Source organism: Planococcus halocryophilus (genome assembly GCF_022489025.1).
Classification (GTDB): Bacteria; Bacillota; Bacilli; order Bacillales_A; family Planococcaceae; genus Planococcus; species Planococcus halocryophilus_A.
Map to the genome: position 1 here is coordinate 62,509 of NZ_JAKVTG010000005.1, position 25,116 is coordinate 87,624.

Annotated in this window: 22 protein-coding genes, 1 pseudogene and 1 riboswitch; of the genes and pseudogenes, 10 read left to right on the plus strand and 13 right to left on the minus strand. The window is 39.4% G+C overall.

Going from position 1 to position 25,116, the window contains the following annotated elements:
* Window positions 1-36 precede the first annotated feature (36 nt).
* On the minus strand, window positions 37-1,380 hold the full coding sequence (locus MLE13_RS07805) for an aldehyde dehydrogenase family protein (protein WP_240749157.1): 1,344 nt from the start codon (window positions 1,378-1,380) through the stop codon (window positions 37-39).
* Between the two features lie 220 nt (window positions 1,381-1,600).
* On the minus strand, window positions 1,601-2,152 hold the full coding sequence (locus tag MLE13_RS07810; protein ID WP_240749158.1) for an MEDS domain-containing protein: 552 nt from the start codon (window positions 2,150-2,152) through the stop codon (window positions 1,601-1,603).
* A gap of 197 nt (window positions 2,153-2,349) precedes the next feature.
* On the opposite strand from MLE13_RS07810, the gene MLE13_RS07815 reads away from it, so the two are divergent.
* On the plus strand, window positions 2,350-3,213 hold the full coding sequence (locus MLE13_RS07815; RefSeq protein WP_240749159.1) for a GNAT family N-acetyltransferase: 864 nt from the start codon (window positions 2,350-2,352) through the stop codon (window positions 3,211-3,213).
* 83 nt (window positions 3,214-3,296) lie between these two features.
* Here MLE13_RS07815 and nhaC read toward each other — a convergent pair whose 3' ends face one another.
* Together nhaC and MLE13_RS07825 are read right to left on the minus strand one after the other, a co-directional pair.
* Complete coding sequence (gene nhaC / locus MLE13_RS07820; RefSeq protein ID WP_240749160.1) at window positions 3,297-4,754, minus strand: Na+/H+ antiporter NhaC; 1,458 nt, start codon at window positions 4,752-4,754, stop codon at window positions 3,297-3,299.
* A gap of 171 nt (window positions 4,755-4,925) precedes the next feature.
* On the minus strand, window positions 4,926-5,198 hold the full coding sequence (locus MLE13_RS07825; protein ID WP_240749161.1) for a hypothetical protein: 273 nt from the start codon (window positions 5,196-5,198) through the stop codon (window positions 4,926-4,928).
* Window positions 5,199-5,418: 220 nt separating this feature from the next.
* On the opposite strand from MLE13_RS07825, the gene MLE13_RS07830 reads away from it, so the two are divergent.
* Both MLE13_RS07830 and MLE13_RS07835 read left to right on the plus strand, forming a co-directional pair.
* On the plus strand, window positions 5,419-7,248 hold the full coding sequence (locus tag MLE13_RS07830) for an LTA synthase family protein (protein WP_240749162.1): 1,830 nt from the start codon (window positions 5,419-5,421) through the stop codon (window positions 7,246-7,248).
* Window positions 7,249-7,457: 209 nt separating this feature from the next.
* Entirely contained in the window at window positions 7,458-7,961 is a 504-nt protein-coding gene (locus MLE13_RS07835) for a TlpA family protein disulfide reductase (protein ID WP_240749163.1), read from the plus strand.
* A gap of 47 nt (window positions 7,962-8,008) precedes the next feature.
* On the opposite strand, the gene MLE13_RS07840 is transcribed toward MLE13_RS07835, so the two are convergent.
* Window positions 8,009-8,758, minus strand: a complete 750-nt coding sequence (locus tag MLE13_RS07840; RefSeq protein WP_240749164.1) for a phosphatase PAP2 family protein — start codon at window positions 8,756-8,758, stop codon at window positions 8,009-8,011.
* Between the two features lie 155 nt (window positions 8,759-8,913).
* Here MLE13_RS07840 and MLE13_RS07845 point away from each other — a divergent pair, with 155 nt between their 5' ends.
* Window positions 8,914-9,804 carry an oxidoreductase gene (locus MLE13_RS07845; protein WP_240749165.1) on the plus strand — a complete coding sequence of 297 codons (891 nt, stop codon included), beginning with the start codon at window positions 8,914-8,916 and terminating at the stop codon, window positions 9,802-9,804.
* Window positions 9,805-9,867: 63 nt separating this feature from the next.
* On the opposite strand, the gene MLE13_RS07850 is transcribed toward MLE13_RS07845, so the two are convergent.
* Window positions 9,868-10,341, minus strand: a complete 474-nt coding sequence (locus MLE13_RS07850) for an NUDIX hydrolase (RefSeq protein WP_240749166.1) — start codon at window positions 10,339-10,341, stop codon at window positions 9,868-9,870.
* A gap of 187 nt (window positions 10,342-10,528) precedes the next feature.
* On the opposite strand from MLE13_RS07850, the gene MLE13_RS07855 reads away from it, so the two are divergent.
* Window positions 10,529-11,419: an oxidoreductase gene (locus MLE13_RS07855; RefSeq protein WP_240749167.1), complete on the plus strand. Its 891-nt coding sequence runs from the start codon at window positions 10,529-10,531 to the stop codon at window positions 11,417-11,419.
* A 50-nt stretch (window positions 11,420-11,469) separates the two neighbouring features.
* On the opposite strand, the gene MLE13_RS07860 is transcribed toward MLE13_RS07855, so the two are convergent.
* Window positions 11,470-12,591: an NADH-dependent flavin oxidoreductase gene (locus MLE13_RS07860; protein WP_240749168.1), complete on the minus strand. Its 1,122-nt coding sequence runs from the start codon at window positions 12,589-12,591 to the stop codon at window positions 11,470-11,472.
* Window positions 12,592-12,751: 160 nt separating this feature from the next.
* Window positions 12,752-13,363: a type 1 glutamine amidotransferase family protein gene (locus MLE13_RS07865; protein ID WP_240749169.1), complete on the minus strand. Its 612-nt coding sequence runs from the start codon at window positions 13,361-13,363 to the stop codon at window positions 12,752-12,754.
* Between the two features lie 144 nt (window positions 13,364-13,507).
* Here MLE13_RS07865 and MLE13_RS07870 point away from each other — a divergent pair, with 144 nt between their 5' ends.
* Complete coding sequence (locus MLE13_RS07870; RefSeq protein ID WP_240749170.1) at window positions 13,508-14,980, plus strand: protein adenylyltransferase SelO; 1,473 nt, start codon at window positions 13,508-13,510, stop codon at window positions 14,978-14,980.
* Window positions 14,981-15,157: 177 nt separating this feature from the next.
* Window positions 15,158-16,045, plus strand: a complete 888-nt coding sequence (locus MLE13_RS07875) for a fructose bisphosphate aldolase (protein WP_240749171.1) — start codon at window positions 15,158-15,160, stop codon at window positions 16,043-16,045.
* A gap of 64 nt (window positions 16,046-16,109) precedes the next feature.
* Here MLE13_RS07875 and MLE13_RS07880 read toward each other — a convergent pair whose 3' ends face one another.
* Both MLE13_RS07880 and MLE13_RS07885 read right to left on the minus strand, forming a co-directional pair.
* A complete protein-coding gene (locus MLE13_RS07880; RefSeq protein WP_240749172.1) occupies window positions 16,110-17,666 on the minus strand; it encodes a class I adenylate-forming enzyme family protein in 1,557 nt (518 codons plus the stop codon).
* Window positions 17,667-17,928: 262 nt separating this feature from the next.
* On the minus strand, window positions 17,929-19,143 hold the full coding sequence (locus MLE13_RS07885; RefSeq protein WP_240749173.1) for a PLP-dependent aminotransferase family protein: 1,215 nt from the start codon (window positions 19,141-19,143) through the stop codon (window positions 17,929-17,931).
* A 200-nt stretch (window positions 19,144-19,343) separates the two neighbouring features.
* On the opposite strand from MLE13_RS07885, the gene MLE13_RS07890 reads away from it, so the two are divergent.
* On the plus strand, window positions 19,344-19,829 hold the full coding sequence (locus tag MLE13_RS07890) for a BsuPI-related putative proteinase inhibitor (RefSeq protein WP_240749174.1): 486 nt from the start codon (window positions 19,344-19,346) through the stop codon (window positions 19,827-19,829).
* A gap of 59 nt (window positions 19,830-19,888) precedes the next feature.
* Here the strand turns inward: MLE13_RS07890 and MLE13_RS07895 are convergent, their stop codons facing one another.
* Together MLE13_RS07895 and MLE13_RS07900 are read right to left on the minus strand one after the other, a co-directional pair.
* Window positions 19,889-20,788 carry a 5'-methylthioadenosine/S-adenosylhomocysteine nucleosidase gene (locus tag MLE13_RS07895; RefSeq protein WP_240749176.1) on the minus strand — a complete coding sequence of 300 codons (900 nt, stop codon included), beginning with the start codon at window positions 20,786-20,788 and terminating at the stop codon, window positions 19,889-19,891.
* Between the two features lie 125 nt (window positions 20,789-20,913).
* A riboswitch (purine riboswitch) is annotated at window positions 20,914-21,016 on the minus strand.
* 628 nt (window positions 21,017-21,644) lie between these two features.
* Window positions 21,645-23,258, minus strand: a complete 1,614-nt coding sequence (locus MLE13_RS07900; protein WP_240749177.1) for a glycoside hydrolase family 13 protein — start codon at window positions 23,256-23,258, stop codon at window positions 21,645-21,647.
* A 526-nt stretch (window positions 23,259-23,784) separates the two neighbouring features.
* Between MLE13_RS07900 and MLE13_RS07905 the strand changes: the two genes are divergently transcribed.
* Complete coding sequence (locus MLE13_RS07905; RefSeq protein WP_240749179.1) at window positions 23,785-23,991, plus strand: TM2 domain-containing protein; 207 nt, start codon at window positions 23,785-23,787, stop codon at window positions 23,989-23,991.
* A 15-nt stretch (window positions 23,992-24,006) separates the two neighbouring features.
* A pseudogene (mug, locus tag MLE13_RS07910) lies at window positions 24,007-24,513 on the plus strand (G/U mismatch-specific DNA glycosylase).
* Between the two features lie 35 nt (window positions 24,514-24,548).
* Here mug and MLE13_RS07915 read toward each other — a convergent pair.
* Window positions 24,549-25,088, minus strand: coding sequence for a DUF1697 domain-containing protein (locus MLE13_RS07915; protein WP_240749180.1), 540 nt, complete (start codon window positions 25,086-25,088; stop codon window positions 24,549-24,551).
* Between the last annotated feature and the right edge of the window lie 28 nt (window positions 25,089-25,116).

Here is a 25,116-nt window from a genome sequence, read left to right on the forward strand (position 1 = left end):
CTTTTAAAATGGATTTTTAAACGCAATGCTTAAACCTTACAAGTGATTATTGCCAATCAGCTTGATTGTTGTCATTTCTTCAATAGCTAGATTGACTTCTTCTTTACGTGTCGTTCCTTTGCTATTTCTTGTAAAAACACCTGCATGTAAGACAGATTCCGGCGCATTCATGTAGGACATCACATCTTGTTTTGTATGAAAAGGCATAATACTAATAATTGGGGCAAATGTAATTCCACGAGCTACTGTGCTATCTGCTGTTACACCACTAATTATGGTTGGTTCCATCATTGTTTGATGCCGACTGCCACCAACTAATACAGTCGCTCCTCTTTCAATCATATTCCTAACCCATGTTTCTGCTTTTTCTGCAGCCGCTAAACTAGCCATTGGACCAATATCTATTGTGTCATCTAGTGGATTTCCTATTTTAAGTGTTTGTACTTTTTTAATGAGCTCTTCTAGAAACTTTTCATATATTCCTTTTTGCACGAAAACATGCTGTGCAGACATAATTGACCGATCCGTGTGTAGTAAACCTGCATTTACAACGGTGGTAATCGCAAAATCTAAATCAGCTTCATCAAAGATAATTGTTGGGTTCTTCGTTTTGAAATCCAACAGAATCTTTTTCTTTTTGATGATGTCTTTTTCTTTCCAACTCTCAGCACTGCTTTTAGTACATATCACAAGTTTAACTTTTGGGTGATTCATTAAATTCCCTACTAAACTTTGATTGGCTCCTGCGATAATATTAATAACCCCTTTTGGCATACCTGCTTTTTCAAACAATCGATAAAGCAGTCCTGTCGAATAGACGGTTGTCTCGGTGGGATTCAAAACGATGGTGTTTCCTGCCGCAATTGCAGGAGCCATTTTATAGAGTAGCAATGTTAATGGATAGTTAACAGGTAAACTAATAGCTATTACGCCAAGCGACACCCGTTTGACTATACCTAGATGACTTTCTTCAACTACTTGGTTTAATGAAACTCGTTCTTCGTAGATTGATTTTATAGCTTGTGATGCAAAACGTAGCACTTGAGCAGCATAAGCTATGTCCAGTCGACTAACTTTAATAGGCTTGCCTCCTTCTAAAGTTAATAGATGCGCAAATTGCTCCTGTTCACTTTCAAGCAAGTCCGCTGTTTTCCTCAAAATTTCAGCCCGTCTATGTGTCGGCATTTTCTTCATAGTTTTCGTATAGACTCGATGTGCGCTACTAACTGCGTTCTCCGCATCTTGTGGTGTGGCGTATAAAATCTTTCCAAGTACTTCAGCATTGTATGGATTGTAGATTGCGATTTCAGTGCGCTCTCCTTTATCTAATTCTTTGCCATCAATTATCGAGCCGAAATGATAGTTTTTAAGTTTAGTCATTTCGGCCTCTCCCCTTTTTAACTCGGCAAATTTCTTTGTCTTTACAAAACACTAATTCTATAAACACTATTACTTAATATAGTATTCCTTTAAGAAGAATTGTCAATATTCAAAAAACAAAACAAATAGTTTGTTTCCTTTAGAAATTTGCACATCAAAAAGAACCTTCCCACTATATTTCAATGGGAAGGTTCTTTAGGTTGGGTCTTACTAAATTCAACTATTTTATTATCGGAGTGATCTTGTCATCCGTCATGAGAAAACTATGACAGTTTAACAGGGACGTCTTAAGTGATTCTGAAAGTCGAGAAGCATCATAAGCACATACAGAAATCGCATTTGTTTGTGGAACTAGCTGGTCAATAGCAAACTCATACTCCTGAATACTTTTGGAGATTTCTATATCATCTCGCCACTCTATATGCCCCCAAGTTCGAAAGCTCAGCTCGTTCTCTAGAAATGGATTAATCAAAGTAGAGAAATAATCCAAAATAGTCGGTGGATGAAAATTCCCATTCCGCCAATAAAACGTGAAATTATTTATATAATGAACGTTCTTTAACTGTTCTTCAGAAAAAAGCGTTTCTAGACGTTCCAGTATTTTTGGATGGAGACGTTCATTTTCAACGAATAGAACTTGATCTCCTTGATCTATACCATCTTTAATATAAGAAATCGCATTATCAATATAGCAATCAGTATCTTCTACATAATAAAATACATGGTCACCCTTAGATAGTTTATCTTGAATACCCATAATATTTTTTTCCAATTGGTTTATCTCCTTTAATCAGCAAGGTGATGACTGATCTATGTGTCTTTTTCACTTTATCTACTATACACATGTATGAGGCTAAAAGATAATGGAACCTCTTACTTGGTTTAGAGAGACCACACTTAACATGCTGACTTTAGACTTTTTGTATATAATAATAAGTAATTATTTCATCATATGCAAGGGGTGTTTTTATGGAGAAATCGATTCGACAATTACAATTGCAGGACCTACATTATTTAGAAAAAATGAACACTGGGATAGAAGATGACTATATTCTCCGTGTTTATGACCGAATTTCAAAGGGTTCTAGCCGTATGTATGGCCTATTTTTTGATGAACAACTTGTAAGCGTCGGAGGTTATACGATTTTCGCGAAACAGTATGTCATGCTCGGCAGAATGCGCAGTGATTTGCGGTATCGCGGAAATAACCTTTCCACACAATTGATGAACTTCATCTTAGAGCAAACCTTAACACTTCCTAATATCCAATGGATCGGTGCAAACACACAGCACAATAATGTATCCGCTCGGCGTGTTATGGATAAACTTGGACTCACAGAACTATCTATACTATATAGCGCAATTTCATCCAACATTGCTCATCTTGAAACAGGAGGAAGGGCTTGGGAAAAAGTGACCGCTATCTCAAAAAAGAGAGCTTGGATTGAGCAACTTTATATCCAAACAGGTGCTGTTTTCCCCTATGAATGCTATTACGCGTTTCCAGCTTCTGAAAAACTATTTACCGAGGAAAATTTTGCACAATGGTCCTTTTTTGAAAATCCACAACAAGACCGAGTGCTGATCACTAAACAAGATTATAAGCGAGAGTATTACTTACATGTGATTTATTCATGGGATGATCTGTTAAGTCAGCCTGGATTATGGGAAACGATGTCAATGGCGCAACTAGAGTTAAGCATAAAAGTAAAAACAAATCCATCTATTTGGATAGACTTAAGCCCTGCGCAAGTGCAGTCGTTACCAAATAATCATCCTTTTGAGTTGCCTTCACCTTGGCTATTATATGGTACGGGACAAAGGCTGACATAATACATTTTATACAAAAAGCGAGCTGTCTCTTTTGGAATTCAAAAGAGACAGCTCGCTTTTTTTGTACGAATCATGAAGAAAACTTAAACGCTTTCAGTTAATTCGTTTTCATTATTCATTCTTTGTTCTTTCACTTTCAATTCTGCAACTTCGTCTTTTGTTAAAAATTGAACTTTATAGCCAATTAACCCCATCACAATACCGATAACCGGTACCGTATAATTTAATACCGCATAAGGAGCGTACGCAAATGGATGTACCGCTAAAGTCGCCAAGATAAACACACCACATGTATTCCATGGGACAAACGGAGATGTTAATGTTCCTCCATCTTCAAGAGCACGTGAAAGGTTTTTCGAATGTAGCCCTTTATCCTGGTAAGCTCTTGCATACATTCTGCCAGGAATCAGGATAGAAATATATTGTTCGGAAGCGGTTGCATTTGTGAAAAAAGCAGATACAATTGTCGCTGCGATTAAACTTCCTGCAGATTTCGCTACTTTTAAAATCTGTTTAACAATCGCTCTCAACATTCCTGTATGTTCTAATATTCCACCAAAAACCATAGCGAAAATGGTTAAGGAAACGGTAAACATCATCGAAGCAATGCCTCCACGATTAAACAAATCGTCAACCATTTCATTGCCAGAAGTAATAGCAAAACCGTCATGAAGCGTGTTAACTGCAGCTCCGACATTGCCTCCTTGAACAACTATTTGGCACATAAATCCAAGGAACACCCCGATTAATAAAGCCGGTAAAGCTGGTACTTTAAATGCTACTAATATAATAATGATTGCGGGTATTAATAATAACCAAGGAGAAATTAAAAAGTTACTATCTAGTGATGATAGTATTCCTTGAATATTCTCTTGATCAATTGTCGATCCTGCAAATTGGCGACCAAGGAAAAAATAAACAACTAATGCAATGACCAAACCTGGAACTGTCGTAAATAACATATGCTTAATATGTTCAAATAAGTTTGTATTCGTAATACCTGCAGCTAAATTTGTTGTATCCGACAATGGTGACATTTTATCACCAAAATATGATCCAGAAATAACTGCTCCTGCTACCATCGCAGCGGGAATCCCCATACTAATGCCAATTCCCATTCCTGCAACACCGATTGTTCCCATTGTAGACCATGAACTACCGATTGCGAGTGCAACAATCCCACAAATAATGCAGATGGTCATTAAAAATAAAGAAGGCGTAATAATCTGTAGACCGTAATAAATCATCGTTGCAATGATACCGCCGCCAATCCATGAAGCAATAATCATCCCCACTACGATAATAATGACAATTGCGGGAAGCGCAAGACGAATTCCTTTATAAGCTCCTTCTTCGATTGTTTCCCATTTATATCCCATACGCCAAGCAATAATACCGGCAACAATTGCCCCTATTGCTAAAGGTACATGAGGGCTTCCTTCAAACACAATAATGGTGAGTGCCATAACGGCAATCATAACGACTAGTGGAATAAGTGCTAATCCAAATGGTATTTCGATATCTTGTTGTTTGGCTTTCATTCTATGTATCACCTAGCCCTCTTTGTAATACTTTTATATCACAGCAAAATTCCAAATTATCTATATATATTTAATGGACTGTCTCTTTTTTACTACAACTTATTTATTCTTATCAAAAACAACCGCTCCGTAGTTAATGAGCGGTTGTTCTACTTATCTAGCATTTTGTAGTTACTCTAGTTTGGTCAGTGCATAATAAATTTCAGCTTCAAAAAATTGGCGACGATTGTCAGCGGATCTTCGTCTCGATAATTTTCCATTTTCTAAAACACGGCAACATAAATAAAAAGGAGCTTTGTCATTTTCCACCACTTGCCAATTCCCGAAAAGCGATTGCTGTTTCCCAAAATCTATTGTGAAGTTTTGACCAATAGCTAAGACAGGGTATTTGCACCCTTTATTTTCTGACGTATTATTGCTCGAGGTTTTTTTAGATAACTCCATAACTAACACTCCCTCTAAATCATTCTTCGAATTTTACTGCTGATGTTTCTCTCTATTAGTAAGTACCCGCTGTCCTTCTGTTTTTAAACGGCAACCCTTATACACTCTTAAGCTTAATAATGTTTCTACTCTTCTCTCGAGTGGTAATTAAAAAGTACAACTCTGTTTTATCCAGTCTTAAATTATTAGTAAAGCAGAAAACTTTTTTTGGAGGTGCCTAATGAAATTTCTGGAGTATTGGATTTACCTAATCCTATCCATTTCAAAAATATTTTTATTCAGCTTGTACGCTGGTACTCATTTCTCGTTTAGTTTCTTTGTTCTCAATCTCGCTTCTATTGTGGTCTTATCTAGCTGGACTTTATTATTAAATAGAAAAAAACGCAATTGGATTTTACTTATGTTGCTGTTTTTGCATAGTACCTTATTAGTCTCAGATTTATGGTATTACCGTTATTTCAGTGATTTATTATCTATCGTACTGCTTTCTGATATTACACAAATGAGTGATGTCGGCGGTGGATTTCTAACATTAATCGAAGCGAAAGACTTCCTCTTTTTTGCCGATTTGCTTTTCTTCTCGTTATTCCTTTTTGCTATTCGCAAGAAAGAATACGTTGTGACTAAAAAAACTAAACAAATTTATGCGGGTACTGGCTTTGTATTAGGACTTGCATTGGTTGTAATCCCATTAGTCATAAGTTATAGCAATGAAGAAGAGTGGCTTGTTGGGGAGCCCATTTCGAATATGCGTGAATATTACCAACTTGGTTTTTGGGGCTATCACGGATTGGATTTTGCTCAAGGTATCGGTTCTTTGCTCTTCGATGAGAGTACGTTAACTAAAGAAGAAGAACAACGAATTCGTAAAGTTGTACCCGATACACCCTCAACGGTATCCGACTCAGAAAAACCGAATATCATTGTGGTCCAATTAGAATCGTTTCAAACCTCTGTAATTGATCACCAAGTTAACGGACAAGAACTGACACCTCATTTAAATGCTTTGAAAAAAGAGGCCCTGTTTTTCCCTTCGTTTTATCACCAAACGCATGAAGGCCGTACTTCTGACGCAGAATTCATTACACTGACTTCGCTTTACTCACTAAAGTCAGGATCTGTTTATACGCGCTACGCAGCAGAAAATGAATTTGATGCTTTACCAGAGCTATTGAGAAACGCAGGCTACGATACAGCCGCTATGCATGCATTCAAAAAAGATTTTTGGAACCGAGACGCGGTTTATAAAAATATCGGCTTTAATCATTTTTTTAGTCGTCCAGATTTTCCTGATGAGCAAGACATTGGTATGGCTGTAAATGATGAAGATTTCTTAACCACTTCTGTAGAGCTTGCAGAACAATTAAAAGAACCTTACTTTGCATTTATGGTAGCTTTATCAAGCCATACGCCATATACCATTCCTGATAATTTCGAAGAGCTGGACTTGACCGGCTATGAAGATCCATTGTTAAAAGGGTATTACGAAACCATTCATTATGTGGATGGCGCAGTCGGTACTATAATCGAACAATTAAAACAAAAAGAGATGTGGGACGATTCTTTAATCGTTTTTTATGGCGACCATGATAGCGGTCTTACTCAAGAAGATAGTGAAATGGCACAAGAAATGGGCGCTGAAACTAAAATGGAATTATTTGAACTTGATCGCCAAGTACCGCTATTTATCAAACCACCTCATTCAGAAGAAGGCGGAACAGTCGCTAGTGTAGGCGGACAGATTGATATTGCACCGACAATCCTTGATATTGTCGGAATTACTCCATCCCACATGTTGGGAGAGTCTTTACTAGATGAAGAAAACAATTTGACTGTATTTCGAGATGGTACGTTTCGATACGAAGAGCTTTATTTCGAACCAGATTTAACTTCACCAGCTGGAAATGGTAGTTGTTATGAAATTGATTCTGGCCAAGAAGTAGCGATTGAACGATGTAGTGAATTTATTGAGACGGCTACTGAAGAACTTCACGTATCTGATTTGATCATTCGAAAAAATGCTTGGCAACAAATTAAAACAAGCGAATAGACTAAAGCTAAGTCCATGAACAACAAAGTGGTCAGTTCGGTTGAAAAGTATGCATGACTATTCTGTTTAATAAGACTTTGTCTACAGTCTGACCCTCTTCTACCGAAGAGGGTTTTTGTCGAGTTGCCCTAATGTCTTTTATCGCATGTTCACTATATGATAGAGGTACAAAGATTTGCTAAGCTCGTTCACAGTAAAGGATGATTGCGATGAAAGTATGGGTGAAAATCAGTTTACTGCTAGCTTTATTATTCGTAGTAGGTGGATGCGCTCCAACCGAAGAAAATGCTAAAAAGTTGGCACCGGCTTTTGAGTTAGTGGATTTAGATGGCAATCAACAAAACCTTGCTGATTACGCTGGACAGAAAGTGTATGTGAAGTTTTGGGCTTCATGGTGTTCGATTTGTTTAAGTGGCATGGAGGAATTGAATACTTTAGCTGGTGAAGAAAATGATTTTGTTGTGTTGACGGTCGTATCTCCTAGCTCGAACGCTGAAAAAAATAGCGAGTCATTTGCGAAGTGGTTTGAAGGCTTTCCAAATGCAGAAAACATTACGGTGTTATTGGATGAAGGTGGTACTTTTTTTGATGAGTACGGTGTCATTGGCTATCCGACATCGGTTTATATTGCTTCTGATGGTACATTAGTTAAAAGTCAGACAGGTCATATTGGCAACGAAGAGATCAAAAGCTCATTCGAGACCATTCAATAACTACACAAAAACCCGCATGCGTCTTTCCCATGCGGGTTTTTGTGTAGTTATTTTGAAAAGAAAGGTAGTTTAGTCAGAACTGTTTTGTAAAAGGGCTCGAGCAATCGGCGAATGGCGCGGACAGGTGGTACCGGGCTTTTACTGTGCCATTGAATCCATTCTAATGCAATGAGGCTAAGCATCAGCCAAATAAGCCCCGCTATATATCCTGCCAATACATCACTTGGAAAGTGTGCGCCTAAATAAATTCGACTGGTGCCAATAGCAATAATAAGTAAACTCAATATAGTAACCGCCGTCCATTGAATCCATGGGCGTTGGCGTGTTCGAATAACGAGGTACATCACAAAGCCATAAAAAATTAACGAGCCCATGGAGTGACCACTTGGAAAACTATAACCGATTGCATCGATTTCCTCGTTAATGCTCGGACGTTCTCGGAGGTACAAATTCTTCAACAATAAGGTTAAAAGAGAACCTCCTCCTACGGCGATAATAAAAAACAACACGCCCCATTTATCTTTCAGTTTTAGCCCTAGCACAAGCAAAATGCCAATGGATGATAAGGTTAAAAACCAGACAGATCCCATTTCAGTAAAAACGAACATAACGGTATCCATAGTCGTACTTGAACTTGCTTGGATTGCGGCGATAATAAAATCATCAAATAAACTTACTTCTTGGTCCATGACTTCCTCCGCTAGTTCTGAAAATAACACAATAAACAATGAAGCAAGACCTAAGCCGCCAAGCAATATTAAAAAAGCCAGTCCTGCTAGTTTTTCATTTTTGTTCATCTTATCGCTCCCGACTCTTAGTAATAATTTATCTTTACCCTTTCAAGAGAGAAATATGTAAAGAAAACAATTTTCTGAATTTCACTATTTGTTACATAGCGTGGGACGTGGTATTTTTATGTAAGTACAAAGTCCATTACTCAGGAGCTGATCGTTTGAAAACATTAACTGGAAAGACTGCGATCATTACGGGCGCTAATAGTGGTATTGGCTTAGAAGCTGCCAAAGTCTTTGCTGATTGCGGTGCACATATCGTGATGGCTGTACGCAATATAGAAAAAGGCCAACATGCACGCGACATAATTCTCCAAAACAATCAAGAAGCACATGTAGCTGTGATGAAACTAGATTTAGCAGATCTTGCAAGTGTTCATCGATTTGTAGAAAGTTATCAAAAGCAATATGACTCTCTCGATCTACTGGTCAATAATGCTGGAGTTTTGGCGCCGCCTTACTCTAAGACAAAGGATGGATTTGAACTCCAATTTGGTAGTAACCACCTCGGGCATTTTGCTTTGACAGGTTTGCTGATGCCTTTACTAAAAAAAACACCGTATTCACGGGTTGTCTCTCTCAGTAGCCTTGCTCATAAAGGGGCTCGCATTGACTTTGAAAATCTTGATGGTTCCAGAGGCTATAAAGCGATGAAGTTTTATGGCCAAAGCAAGCTAGCCAATCTATTATTTGCACAAGAATTGGATACACGCTTTAAAGAACACAATATACAAACTTTGAGCATTGCTTGTCATCCTGGAATTTCGGCGACCAATATTTTTAAATTGGGTAACCGAGATGCACCTCAATTTTTAAAATCGCTCATGCACAATATTTTACAACCACCTACATTAGGCGCTTTACCTACTGTTTATGCTGCTACAGACTCCCAACTTACAGGCGGAGAGTATATAGGACCCGATGGCAAAGGGCGACGTAAAGGGTATCCCGCACTTGATTCACCTCATGCATCTGCCCGCGATAAAGCCGTTTCTCTAAAACTGTGGGACGTTTCAGAAAAGCTTACCGGTGTAGAATACGATTTTTCTTAAAAAAAGGCATTTTCATCTAAAGCGATGAAAATGCCTTTTTCTATTGAGTGAGAATTTTTTTAGTTATTTGGCTATTAGTGCAGAATAGTGATGCTCAAGAAATTCTTTTATCACCGTTCGATGGCTGCCAACTAATTTGTCAGGCAACTCTTCTGGAGCAAAGAATTTAAAACTGATAGATTCTTCTTGATCAACCGTTAACCGACCACTAAACGTATTTGAATAATAGGCGGTCGTTACGACGTAATATTCATCACCATTTTTGGCCACTACAAAATGATTGGGTCCTGAGTAAACATTCATTAGTGTTAACCCGTTAACACGAAGTCCGGTTTCTTCTAAAACTTCTCGCTTTGCTGTATCTTCTGTAGATTCACCCAGCTCCATCAAGCCCCCAGGAAGCCCCCACAAACCTTCTGGAAATTTTCGTTCTTCAAGCAATAAATGTCCACCCGGATCAACAAGCACGACCACTGCTCCCACTAATATAAGCGGCCTGTGCCCGACAACTTTTCGCAGTTCTTCTACATAGCCCATAAGTATAACCTCTCTTTTTTATGCGACTTTACCAATTGTCGGTTTAGTCCGCATCACTTCTCTATTTATTTTAACGTCAGTTTCTACTTACAGCCAATTTATCATTTCCAATATACTCACAGACCCGATAAAATATAAGACAGCTAATCTCGCTACTCGGGATAACGGATATAGAGGAAGTGATCGTTTGCTTACTGGAAAAACAGCTATCATTACTGGCGGCAATAGCGGGCTTGGCTTTGAAACCATCAAAGAGCTTATTGCACAGAACGCACAAGTGATACTCGCTGTCCGCAATATTGAAAAAGGCAATCTTGCACGTAAAAAATTACTAAAACTTCATGATTCCGCTCAGATTATCGTGATGTCACTCGACCTAGCAAATCTCGAGAGTATCCGATTGTTTGTAGAACAGTTTAAAAAATCATTTCATACACTCGACTTATTGATTAATAATGCAGGCATTATGGCGCCGCCTTTTGGGAAAACTGCAGATGGTTTTGAATTGCAGTTTGGCAGTAATCATCTTGGACATTTTGCATTGACGGCCATGCTCCTGCCAGTACTCGAAAAAACGCCAAACTCCAGAATTGTCACTGTCAGTAGTCGTGCTCATAGTCGTGGTTCGATCGATTTTGATAATCTCGACGGAGCAAAAGGCTACCAAGCAAAAAAATTCTATAATCAAAGCAAACTAGCTAATTTGTATTTCGCACTCGAATTAGATAAACGTTTAAAAGACCATGATTTTCAAACGATTAGTATCGCTTGCCATCCTGGAGTTTCTGCGACCAATATTTTAAAGCTTGGCAATCGAGAAATTCCAGCGTTTTTTAAAAAAATCGCTAATTTGTTTCTCCAGCCACCCCATATGGGCGCCTTGGCCAGCATTTATGCTGCAACCGAACCAGGGTTAACAGGAGGAGAATATATTGGACCGCTTGGACAATTTCAACGAAAGGGCTATCCAGCAATAGGAACTCCTCATAACAATACAAATAACCCTGAAATCTCTCGCAAACTTTGGAGAGTATCCGAACAATTAACTGGCATCTCTTTTTCTTTTATTAAAAACTAATCAAAAACAACGGTTCTTGGGTTAATTCCAAGAACCGTTGTTTTTAAAATTTATTCTTCTACTCGGAACCAACCTGGTGCATTGGTAACCATATTCCAAAGGTTTTCTGGAATATCTAACTGTTCTTTTTTACTTAAATGAATAGCTTGGTATATTTCTTGATCTCGACTTTTTTGAACTTTTGATAACCAGTCTGGATCCATAATTAGCGCATGTCCTAGCGACACTAGCGGCGTAACCGATAACGCTTCTTTCACATCACTTAAAGTCTGTAATCCACCTACTCCGATTACTGGAACGCGAGTGCCAATATGTTGTTGAATCACTTCTACACGTGACCGGTTGTCTTCTTCACGGATAGATCCACCGAAAAATCTTCCTACTGAGACATGCACATAATCGATGCCGTGGTCCGCGATAGCCGTTAAAAATTTCAATGTATCTTCCATCGTAATGCCTGGCTCTTCCCGTTCTTCTGGGCTAATACGATAACCTACCACAAACGGTTTATCAGCGTACTCTGCTACCGCTTCTTGAATCGACTCAATCACAGCGAGTGGAAATGTCATTCGTTTATTAACATCGCCTCCCCATTGATCGGTACGAGTATTAGAATGCGGAGAGAAAAATTGCTGTATCAAATACGTATTAGCTCCGTGAATTTCCACACCATCAAAGCCAGCCTCGATAGCACGTCTTGTTGCTTCTCCAAATGCTTTAATCGTTTCTTCGATTTCTTCATGGCTCATTTCGCGAGGTGTTTCTGCATTGGGGCGTAGTGCTGGAACAGCACTTGCCGAAACCGGCTGTTCACCTTTTAATAATTTTTCATTCGACATGCGTCCAGCATGATAAAGCTGCAGAATAGCTTTAGCACCTCCGTCTTGAATAGTAGTTGCCAATCGCCTCAAACTTCCGATTCGTTCATCGCTGTCTGCACCAAAAGGTCCTGGGAATCCAATACCAAGCGGTTCGACATGCGCACAAGCCGTAATAACAGCTCCTAGCCCGCTCTCAGCGCGGCGCTTGTAATATAATAATTCATCATCTGTAACGTCCCCATTCACATCTGAAGATGAGGTCGTCATCGGTGCCATCAAAACACGGTTTTTAACGGTCCATCCTGGAGTAAAAGTAAATGGTTCAAATATATATTGTGTTGTAATTGTCATTTCGATTCCTCCTTATCTAGTTCTTTACCCATCTAAAGCTACGAGCATGCTTATCTTTTGGAGAAATTCAGAATTTGGCTAAGGAGAGTATGCCTCAATATAAAACCATTAACGATTGTAGATTTACTCTCCCAATCGTTAATGGTTTGTGCTGAGTTTCTTATTGTTTTGTTTTCATAAATTCGTAATAGCCTGTTTTAAAGAAAGTGTACCATTCATCTATTTCTTCTTGAGGCGCAGCTTTTAACGCCTCAAGTACTTCTTTGCCAAACTCTAAAAATGCCGAACCGTTTGCGGTGATTATTTTCCCACTCCGAACCGCCTGCTGTTCCACATAACCACTTTCGTTGCTATAGCTTTCTCCTGCTACTTTTTTCAAGCTGTCTAAATAATTGCTCGTATGTGGAATCGTATTGAACAAACCATGCTTCCCTAAAAATACAGTCGCATCACAAATCGCACCTATCACAGCTTCTTTTTCCACAGCTTTGTTCACCAATTCCATAACTTGGTTACTTTCTTCTTTTCTCCAAGAATTTCCACCAATTAAGATTAACCCTGCAAAACCTTCTGGTGCATCCGCTATTCCGTAATCCGGTAGTACTGTGAAACCGCCAATAGATTTAATGGGATCTTTCGTTAACGACACTGTCTTTACATCAAATTGCTTCCCTTGACCTTCTGGCTCTTGGTTCAATGCAGCTGCCAATGAAGCCGCTTCCCAGTCTGCATACTCATCTAACAATACAAAAAGAACTTTTTTGTTACTCACCGCTTCTCCTCCTTGTTGTTTGAATATTCGAACGTTAATACCTTCAATTATAGCACACACAAATCACTCAAACAGCAGAGACATGTTTGCCGATTCAAGAGGGTATAATGAATATACATCCTACTAAATAAAGGAGAATTTCTAATGAATAAAAAAGAACAAACTCATATCGGTTGGCAACTCGGTGATAGCTACTCCCGCCTACCTGAAATTTTTCATAGTACGTTTTCAGTCAATCCTGTACCGGCTCCCAAATTGATTATTTTCAATAAAACGCTGGCAACTGAGCTTGGTTTAGACCCCGCTGAGTTAACGAGTCAAGAAGGCATCGCGATTCTTGCAGGAAATGCCGTGCCAGAAGGCAGAATACCACTTGCACAAGCTTATGCCGGACATCAATTTGGCAATTTTACGATGCTTGGTGATGGTCGCGCTTTATTGATTGGCGAACAACTAACACCTGCTGGCAAGCGTGTCGATATTCAGTTAAAAGGTTCTGGTAGAACAGCCTATTCAAGAGGCGGCGATGGTCGTGCAGCGCTAAGACCGATGCTACGCGAATACTTAATCAGCGAAGCAATGTACGGGCTTGGTATTCCAACGACACGCAGTTTAGCTGTTGTTGAAACTGGTGAAATGGTTCGTCGTGAAACTCCACTTCCCGGTGCTATTATGACACGTATTGCTGATAGTCATATCCGCGTTGGAACTTTCCAATATGCCGCACGTTTTGGTGAAAAAGAAGAGTTAAAAGCACTTGCGGATTACACAATAGAACGGCATTTCCCACATATTCAAGACCTTGAACATCGCTATTTGGCATTGTTCCAAGAAGTCATTCAGCGTCAGGCTACGTTAATTGCTAAATGGCAATTGGTTGGTTTTATCCACGGCGTGATGAATACCGACAATATGGCAGTTAGCGGAGAAACCATTGACTATGGCCCTTGCGCATTTATGGACAGTTTTGATCCAAAGACCGTTTTCAGTTCGATAGATACGCAAGGTCGTTACGCATACGGCAATCAACCGATGATTGCTGGTTGGAATTTGGCCCGTTTCGGCGAAAGTCTCTTGCCGCTTCTGCACGATACCCCCGAAGAGGCCGTTAGTATCGCGCAAACTGAGCTCAGTAAATACATTGCGCTGTTTGAGAGCAACTGGCTTGCTGGTATGCGCAGCAAATTAGGTCTTTTTAATACAGAAGACAAAGATTCAGCGTTCGTAGAAGAATTGCTAAATCTGATGCATAAGTACAGTGCCGACTATACAAACACGTTCCGTGCATTAACGTTTAACAAGCTAGTAAGCAATGAATTGTTTAGCTCAAACGAGTTCAAAGCTTGGCATAACTCTTGGCAAGCACGTCTCGAAAGACAAGAAGAAACAGTAGAACAAAGTCAGCAATTAATGCGAGACAGCAACCCAGCAGTCATAGCTCGAAACCACCAAGTAGAAGAAGCATTAGAAGCTGCTGAGTTCAGAGAAGATTATAGTGTATTGCACAAGCTTCTTGCAGTGTTAGCTAATCCCTTTGCTCATTCATCTGAACAAGAAGCTTATACGGCACCTCCAGAGCCGATGAGTGGTCCATATCAAACTTTCTGTGGAACTTAATTACAGTAGAAACGTTTACTCGATTTTAGGTAGGGAAAACCTTAAGTAAGGTTGGATTAATAATTTTTTTGTAGTTTCTTCTAGATATTGTTATAATATTCTGTGAAAGAGTTTCTTTACAGTAAATTTTTTAATAAACCGATCGATTTTCAAAAATTTATTTAAGGGGCTGGGATGATGAATCAGGAACAAATGGATTTTGTAAAAAACGGAAAAGGCTTTATTGCGGCACTTGACCAAAGTGGCGGAAGTACACCAAAAGCGTTAGCACTTTATGGCGTATCAGAAGATCAGTATTCGTCTGAAGAGGAAATGTATGACTTGATCCACGAAATGCGGACACGTGTTATGACTGCGCCTTCTTTCAATTCCGATTCGATTATTGGCGCCATTCTTTTTGAACAGACAATGGATCGCAAAGTAGAAGGTCAGTATACACCTGATTATTTATGGCAGAAAAAAGGAGTTGCACCGTTCTTAAAAGTCGACAAAGGACTGGCGGATGAAGAAAACGGCGTTCAACTGATGAAGCAAATGCCAAACTTAGATGACTTGTTAAAACGTGCCAACGAACGCAATATTTTTGGCACAAAAATGCGCTCTGTTATTAAAGAAGCAAATGCTGAAGGGATTAAAAAAGTGGTTGAGCAGCAATTTGAAGTCGGCAAACAAATTCTTGCCGCTGGTTTAGTGCCAATTCTTGAACCGGAAGTGGACATTAACAGCACAGACAAAGAACAATCCGAAAAACTTCTTAAAGAGGAAATGTTAAAGCATTTGGACTCATTGAATGAAGATCAAAATGTCATGATTAAAATCACCATTCCGACAGAAAATAATTATTACAAAGAAATGATCGATCACCCCCGTGTTGTTCGCGTAGTCGCCTTGTCTGGTGGTTATAAACGTGATGATGCCAATGAAAAATTGGCAGCTAATAATGGGCTAATCGCTAGTTTCTCACGAGCTTTATCTGAAGGCGTCAACGCCAATCAAACAGATGAAGAGTTTAACGCAATGCTAGAAAACTCCATTAAAGGCATTTACGAAGCTTCAATTACTTAAAAAAATTATCAAAATGCCCCGTAGCCTTTATTGGCTGCGGGGCTATTTTAATAGAGATGTAAGGTTAATATCGGCTCTCTGGCACTTTTCGGAACCATTCGAATTCACTAATATGCAGCTCCCGTAATTTGTATTTCATAATTTTTCCTGAAGCATTTCTCGGTAATGACTCAACTATCTTATATTTCTTCGGAATTTTATATCCTGGAAGGTGTTCCAAGTAATAATCCATTAATTGTTCTTCTTCGATCGTTTCACCGTCTTTAGGTACAATGATGACCCCAACAATTTCTCCCCATTCTTCTTCCGGTAAACCGACAGTTGCCGCTTCAGCTACTTGAGGATGGTTCATGGTGACCTGCTCGACTTCAATCGAAAAGATATTTTCCCCAGCTGAAATGATACGGTCTGCTTTACGATCAACAAGCGAGATATATCCATCCTCGTCGATTGTCGCTAAATCACCAGTCAGTAACCAACCATCTCGGAAAGATTCTGCCGTTTCTTGCGGTTTGTTGTAATATTCCTTCATCACTGTATTCCCTTTCACAATAAACTCACCAATTAGACCGGGTTGAACATCTTTAAATTCATCATCTACTACCCGCACTTCCATGAAATACATCGGCTTTCCGCCTGAGCCTATTTTAGCTTCATGTTGTTCTGGTAATAAAAAGACTCCCCCTGGTCCGCCTTCAGTCAGCAAGCAAAGATTATAAAATTGCTGGTGACCGAAAAAGTCCATTGCTTTTTTAACAAGTTCCGGATCAATTGGATCTGCACCATACATACATTTAGTAACAGAAGACAAATTAGCCGATTCTGCATTCGGGACTTGTAGTAAAGCCTCATACATATTCGGCAACCCAAAGAAAACAGACACTTCGAATTCCTCTATCGCTTTGACTACATGTTCAGGATCAAATTCAGACAAGATGATATTAGATGTTCCAAGCAATATACCGGTTACTAAATAAAGGTTTAATTGAACCGAGTGGAACAGTGGCACTGCGTGCAGAATACGGTCTTCAGCATCAATTCCGACACCAAAAACAAACGACGCACTGACATTTACAAGACGCTGATGATCAAACAAAGCACCTTTCGGTTTGCCAGTCGTTCCGGATGTATACAGAATTTCTGCATTATCGGTGTTCAATACTTCGACCATCGGATCTAATGCACTTTCACTTAAGACACTTTCCCAACTAAGGTAATCGTTATTTTCAGGCGCAGGATGAACAATTACTTGTTGAAGTGACGTTGCTTGTCTTTTTCCTTCTGCAATAACGCCTTCAAATTCTGCATCGCAGAAAATAAAACGGCTTTCAGATTGTCCAAAAATATAGCCACTTTCATCGGCACTCAACCGGTAATTAACAGGTACGGCAACACCGCCGGCCTTTAACACCGCAAAAAAAGCCAGTACGTTATAGTCTGAGTTTTTCATAAATAGTGACACCTTGTCACCTTTTTGTAAGCCTGTTTCGAGTAGTCCATTCGCCATTCGATTTACTTCTTCGTTCAGTTCTTGGTACGAGTAAGTTCTTCCCTCATAAGCAATAGCTACCTTGTCTGGAAAACGTTTGGCATTTTGTCTCAGTGCTGCTGTTATATTCATGTTCACTCCTCCTTCTATAATCGATTCGTTCCTCCTATAGCAGTTCCTCCTGTCTTGGAAATTTCTAGCACTTGAGCGCCCGTTAGAAATCTCCGGATTTTCTCAAATAGTAGTATTAACTTTACAGTATTCTGAAAATATAGTCAATTCTTATTATCTTTTATTCTTATACTGAAAAAACAAAAAACCGCGTATCATCACAATAGTGATGAGCGCGGCTGTTTTAAAGTTGTAGACAATATATATTGAGAACCATTCTAATTTATTCTACATTTTCGGCTGTTGGTACAACATGTGTACCTACTACTTGTCCTAGCAATTCCACACCTTTAACGATTTCTTCTTCACTCGCATAGCTAAATGACAATCTCAAGTACTCTAGCCCTTCTTGCTGATCTAAGAAAAAGTATTTTCCTGGTACGAAAGCTACCCCTGCATCAAATGCATCCTGCAGCATTTGCGAAGTATCCACATTCGGAATTTTGACCCATACAAAGTATCCACCTTTTGGCACGAACCACGAAACTGTGGGTGGCAAAAATTCTTCTAAAGCCGACAACATCATTGCACATTTGGACTCGTATGTAGTCGTTAAATGATTTAAGTGCTCGTCAAAATCAATCGTTTCAAGGAATGATGCCATGGTTGCCTGATCAAACGGATGGTCCAAATCCTTTTTAAACCAACTTAATGGGTCAATTATTTGTTTATCTGCCACTACCCAGCCAATACGCATGCCCGGTGCTACAACTTTCGATAATGATCCCGCATAAATCACACGGTTTTGGTTATCCATTGCTTTTAGTAAACGAGGTCTTTCTTCAAAGCCCAGCTCTCCGTATGCGTCATCTTCTAAAATAAGAAAATCATATTGCTCAGCAAGGTCCATTACGTGTTGTCTACGCTCTAGTGACAAAGTTGTACCAGTCGGGTTTTGATAAGTTGGTATGGTATAAAGCAATCGTGGAATCGGTAACCCTTGTTCTTTACGAGCAGCTAACATCTCAGCTAGCACCTCAGTTTGCAGTCCATTTTCATCAACGGGAATGGTGATGTAATGTTCCGTATAGTTTTGAAAAATTTCTAGCGCTTCCATATAAGTTGGTGTTTCGACAGCTACGACTGCTTCGTCATCCAAAAGAATACGCGCAATCAAATCAATTGCCTGACAAGCACCCGAAGTGACAAGCAATTCATTACTTGTCACTTCCACATCACGTTGTGCCATTCGATCTTGAAGAAATCTTTTTAATTGTGGAACTCTTGGACTGCCTATGTAATGAAGCGGTAAATCCCTTTCTTCATCTAGTAAACGAGCAACCGCTAGTTTAATTTCATCAGAAGGAACAAGTGATGGTGCGGGATAACCTGAACTGAGACGTAAGCACCTCACTGGTAATGGTGACATCCACTGGCCAGGAGGATCGTTTTTAAATGCCCTTTCAATTTCTTTCGAAAAATGGAAGTCTGTTTTCATGTATTTCGTTCCCCTTTCATCCAACTGATAGAATAATGCGAAATCTCATACACCCTATTCTACAGTGCGGGACCTCCAATGTGTAGGCTGTCTGTAAAATATTCAGCTGATTCTTGCTGAGAACTGTAACTTTCCTGGTACTTTAACGTTCTTATGTGAAAGTAAGTTTCTAGTTTCTAACTCTATTAGGAGGAATCATCATGAAAAAATTTACCTGGTTCGGAGCTTTTCTAGTTTTATTTGCGGTCTTATTTCTAGCTGCTTGTGGAACAGAAAAAAGTGACGAAAACGATAACGATTCTGGAGAACCCAAGACTGAAGAAACCGAAACAAACGGTGAGGAAGTTGCAGAAATGAAATCAGCGATCGAACAAATCAATGACAACACATATCGCTATAGTGTTGTGAATGAAACCGGCGAAGCACAAACTTTCGAATTTACGAGCAGCCAACGCTTCGATTTTTCATTAACTAATGACAGTGGCGAAGTAGCTTTCCTCTTCTCTTCTGTTAGTACGTATGCACAAGCGTTAGGTGAAGAAACAATGGATGACGGAGATCAACTAAGTTACGACTTGGAAATCCCACCGCTTGACCTTGAACCCGGAACTTATGAACTGGCTGCTTGGTTCACACCAAGACAAGGCAATATGTACAAAGTGACAACTGATCATATTGTGAAATAGGAAAAAGCATTCTCACCCCTATTATGGAGTGAGAATGCTTTTTCATTTTGATGCTTTTCTTAGTTACTTTCCAAAAAAGCAATATACTTTTTAACTACTTCATATACATATTCTTGATTCGCAGCGGCTGTGTCTGGATTATACGCACCGTCGTTTGTTTTATTGTTTGATAAAATACGAATGGCTAAAAACGGTACATCATATGCTTTTGAAATCATTGCAGATGACGCTGATTCCATTTCTTCGACTGATGTACCAAAGTTTTCATGGAACCATTTGATGCGGTCGACTTCGTTATTCCAAACGTCTGCTGAACCAATTGTTCCTTCAACTACTTTACCTTGCGTATAGCTGTCTTTGACATTAATTGCTGCAGCTAAAAGTTCTGGATCAGCATCATAATAACGCGCTTTTTCAGCATCTGGATCTTCTCCAGCACTTCCTTCTGAAGCCATTACGTCCATTGGCTTCCACTCTGTTGCTTCAATGCCCTCACCTTTTGCACGGTCTCCTGTTTTCATGGAACCGATATTAACTGTGCGTTCACCGATGACGATATCAAAAACATTTAACTCTGGATCATGTCCACCTGATGTACCTTGGTTGATGATCGCAACAGGATTGTATTTTTCAATCGCGATCGCTGTCGCAGCTGCTGTGTTTTCCATCCCTTTACCTGTTTTCGAAACAATGACAGGATAGTCATTTACAGTACCAATATAAAATTCATATGTAGAACCTGATTCTTCTATTTCAACATTTTCCAAACGCTCTGCGAACTTTTCAGCTTCGATTGGCATTGGACCTTGTATAAGTATTGGTCGTTTCGTTTCTTCTTTTTCTTTTTCTGATTCGCTCGATTCGGCTGCTGAACTGCATCCTGCCAATACGACCAATAAAATCATAGCCATGATGGATACTAGCAATTGTTTGCTACTTACTGTCTTCATTTTTGTCATGTGAATTTCCTCCTAGGTGTATGCTCTATTCGGTAATTGGATTAAAAAAGATCCTGAACCGGTTTCTACCGTTCGGACCTTTGGAGCCAAAGCAAAAATTGAGTAGGAGAGTTCACACACGCCAAGCAATCAAAACTCTACCTCGTAGTCCGGTTCTTTAAAGGGAACCTGGTAGAAACATTCGGACCATATTACCGAATATATACGAGCGATATATTGTTTATCACTTGGCAACTATAACAAAGAGGAGATTGACGGTCAACATAATTACGAACATTTATTAATAAAGAACATAACATAGTTCGTTTTTAGAAGATTTAAATAAGATTTATAAGCAATTTTAAACTAAATTAAGCTTTATTCATGTAATTCTCTCCTCCCTCTAACTTTTTCTTCTGAGCAATAATTGGTACTAAGTAAGGACTATCATTTCACGAGTTGACTTATCCCAGCAAATGCTCTATTGTTAACTACGCGATGAGCTCGTTTGCGTAAGACGGACAAGCACTCCTTTTAGGAACACGTTGTGGAACGTGGCTTGGAACGCCGCAAACTATCGAAACCCACCATGCCCTCGGGCATGGTGGGTTTTTTCTGTTGTTTTGATGTATGGATTACTTCTTTACTTGGCACATTTCTTGATTACATAAGGATTGACAAGAGGATTTTGAGTTTGTTTGCGTGACGATGGGTTTTATTTGCGGTATGGGGACGATTGTTTGCGGGTTACTAGGTTTTATTTGCAGAACCTAAGAGTTTGTTTGCGCAATCTGGGTGTTTGTTTGCAAATTACAAAATTTAGCCCAATAACACAAAAAAATCTCCTCGCGATCAAGAGCGCAAGGAGATTTTTATTTCACAATTCGTAAACGCGTGCTTCAAAAGGCATCAATTGCTTCGGATCGAGCTGCTGATAATTGCTCAACAAGCAGCGTGCCGATTCCGGTTCATCCCAGTAACAAGCATACTCCGTCAAATTGGTGATGACCAAAACGGTTTTATCTTCATTCGTACGAGTATAGGCATAAATCGACTCGTGACCAACGTCCTGTAACTCGTAATTTCCGTACACCAGAACATCTTGTTGTTTACGCAGCCAAATCATCTTCCGGTAAAACCAAAGAATCGAGTGCGGGTCGCGAAGCTGCGCTGCAACATTGATTTCTTCGTAATTCGGATTCGTTCGTAGCCACGGATCAGCATCCGAAAATCCGGCGTTCGGGCTGGCATCCCATTGCATTGGGGTGCGTGAATGATCGCGACTTTGCGCTTTGATGATTGTCATTACGTCGTCGTGTTCCATACCTTCTGAACGATTGAAATGGTAAAGGCTATGGGTTTGGATATCATTGTAATGCTCTAGTTCATCAAACGGTGCATTGGTCATGCCGATTTCCTGGCCCTGATAGATAAATGGCGTTCCTTGCATGAAGAAATACATGCAAGCGATCGCTGTGGCACTTTCACGCCAGAATTCCCGGTCATTCCCCCATGTAGAGACAATACGCGGTTTGTCGTGATTTTCGATAAAAAGTGCATTCCAACCATGTCCTTCTACAGCTTTTTGCCATTTGGTCAGTACTTCTTTTAATTTCGGTACATCGATTCCTGTTGTTGAATCGGTGTCCCATAAGCTCATACTTTCAAACTGAAACACCATATTAAATTTCCCATCGTCCTCTGAAATCCACTCATTAATGTCGTCAGCTTGAACACCATTTGCCTCGCCTACTGTCATGACATCGTGTTTCGCAAATGTTTCATCACGCAGTTCCGCAAGTAATGGCTGAATCCCTTTAACATTCATCATTTTCTCCCAAGCTGGCACATACAAATTCTGTTCAGGGTCTTCCACATCGCTCAACTCTTTTTTAATGTGACTGATGGCATCCACACGGAAACCGTCGATTCCTTTGTCCAGCCACCAATTGACCATATCGTATAAGGCTTGTCGCACTTCTGGGTTTTCCCAGTTTAAGTCCGGTTGCTTTTTAGAAAATAAATGCAAATAATATTGTTTTGTTTCTTGATCGTATTCCCATGCAGATCCACCAAAAATACTTTCCCAGTTGGTCGGCTCATCGCTCCAAATATACCAGTCTCGCTTGTCGTTATTTTTTGAAGCGCGTGACTCCATAAACCACGGGTGTTCATCACTTGTATGATTGATAACCAAATCGATAATCAACTTCATCCCGCGTGCGTGTACTTCTTCTAAAAGGCGATCAAAATCCGCCATTGTCCCAAACTCATCCATAATTTCCTGATAATTGCTAATGTCATAGCCGTTGTCGTCATTTGGTGACTTGTACATTGGACAAATCCAAATTACATCAATCCCAAGATCTTTTAAATAATCCAATTTGCTCGTCACACCGTTGATATCTCCTACACCATCACTATTCGAATCCTTAAAACTTCTCGGGTATACTTGATATGCAACTGCTTCTTTCCACCATTTTCTATCCATAACTGATCCCTCACAAAGACCTTGGTCATTCTCCCTATCCACCAACTGGCCTTAACCCCCTGATTTCGTCCGAAGATGTCCTAGCGCCTATTTCATCTCTATCTATTTCCAACGTCCAGCAACATTTTTTAGAAAATTAATTTCAAGTTGATAGTGTAGCAGAATTCGCAAAAAATTACCAAGATGTTAAACCAAAAAATTTATGGATTCAAACTGGATCGTTCACCCTCTTCCTTTTGGGTATCTTCCTATATAACCGCTGTGACAATAAGAAAACTCAATTTTCACATCTTTTTATTTTATTTTTAAATGATACCGCTTTCAATTACAGGTATAACCTAATCGTGACTAATATACTAAAAATAATATTAAATTGTTAATTTTTTGTCATATTTGAATAAGGTTTTTTAACTTATTATGCATCCAAAAATCTACTTAAAGGAAAACATTAAACCGATATCACCCACAACACTTTTAACTTCCTATAATTCGGGAATAGTAAGGTATCTGGAAAGGATGATTAATCATGAAAAACAAATTGGCCGCTGCATTACTTGCTATCTTTCTTGGCGACTTTGGGGCTCACAAATTCTATCTAGGACGTCCAGGCATGGGTATTCTTTATCTGCTGTTCTTTTGGACAGGTATTCCGGCTGTGATTGGTGTCATTGAAGGAATTCTTTATCTTTTACAATCAGATAAAGATTTTCAGGAAAAATACAGTAAACATTAAAGGTGGTAGACAGCTTTGCAATTAGAACGGATTCCTGATTATTTACAACAAGATTTGAAGATTTTATTTGTCGGCTTTAATCCGAGCATCCGATCGTCTGAAACCGGCTATCATTATGCCAATCCGAATAATCGATTCTGGAAAATTCTTTAAAAAGCTGGCTTGACTCCACGGACATATTTACCAGAAGAAAATAGTGAATTGCTCGCTCTCGGATTCGGCTTAACAAATATCGTCGACCGCCCCACCAAAGAAGCCGCTGAAATTTCAAAAGAAGAATATGCGGAAGGTGCCAAGTTATTAGAGGAGAAAATTAGAAGGCTACAACCACACGCTGTTTGTTTTGTCGGCAAAGGCGTTTATCAGCAATTTAGCAAACGAAAAATCGTATTATGGGGTGTTCAGCCAGAACCTGTCATTCCAGGAGTCGTTGAATATGTTGCGCCGTCGTCGAGTGGTTTAGTGCGTATGAAATTACATGATATTGTTGAGATCTATCATGGTTTGAATAATTATCGTTAAAAATCCCGGCCTCTTTTGAAAAGAGGTCGGGATTTTTATATACTCTCTAGCAACATTAATATTCGCCTAACTGTATTTACATTACGAACCGTTACACGGCGATAAAGAGCTGTTCCCACGATTTTCCCCAATCCGCTTTTTGTAACCAGCTCTTTCTTCACCGACCAAAGAATAGCACCAGGTACGTATATAACACGGTCAATATTAGGTTTGATGGTTAATTGATTTAAAATGCTTGGATCGTCAACATCTTGCCATAAAAACAATACATCACTTTTCATATTTTGATCGTTTGACCAATTTTCCGGAACTGATTGTGCAATTTTTAGAAATTCAGCTGAACTATAGATCAATACATGAATCTGCAAATCGAAATAACTGTAAATCGCTTTTTCTAAAATGCTTGCTATAGTTTCTTTGGAATCAATTGTCGAGGAAAAAACGACATTTCCAGAATTGATGTACGTCGTGACTTGTGTCATGCCCACTTCTTCAAATGCTTGTGTTAGCTTTTTCATTTCTACTTTGTTTTTCCCGCCTACATTAATCCCTCTCAACAATGCCACATAGTTCATTGGCGCCACCTTCCTGGTTAGCAGAATT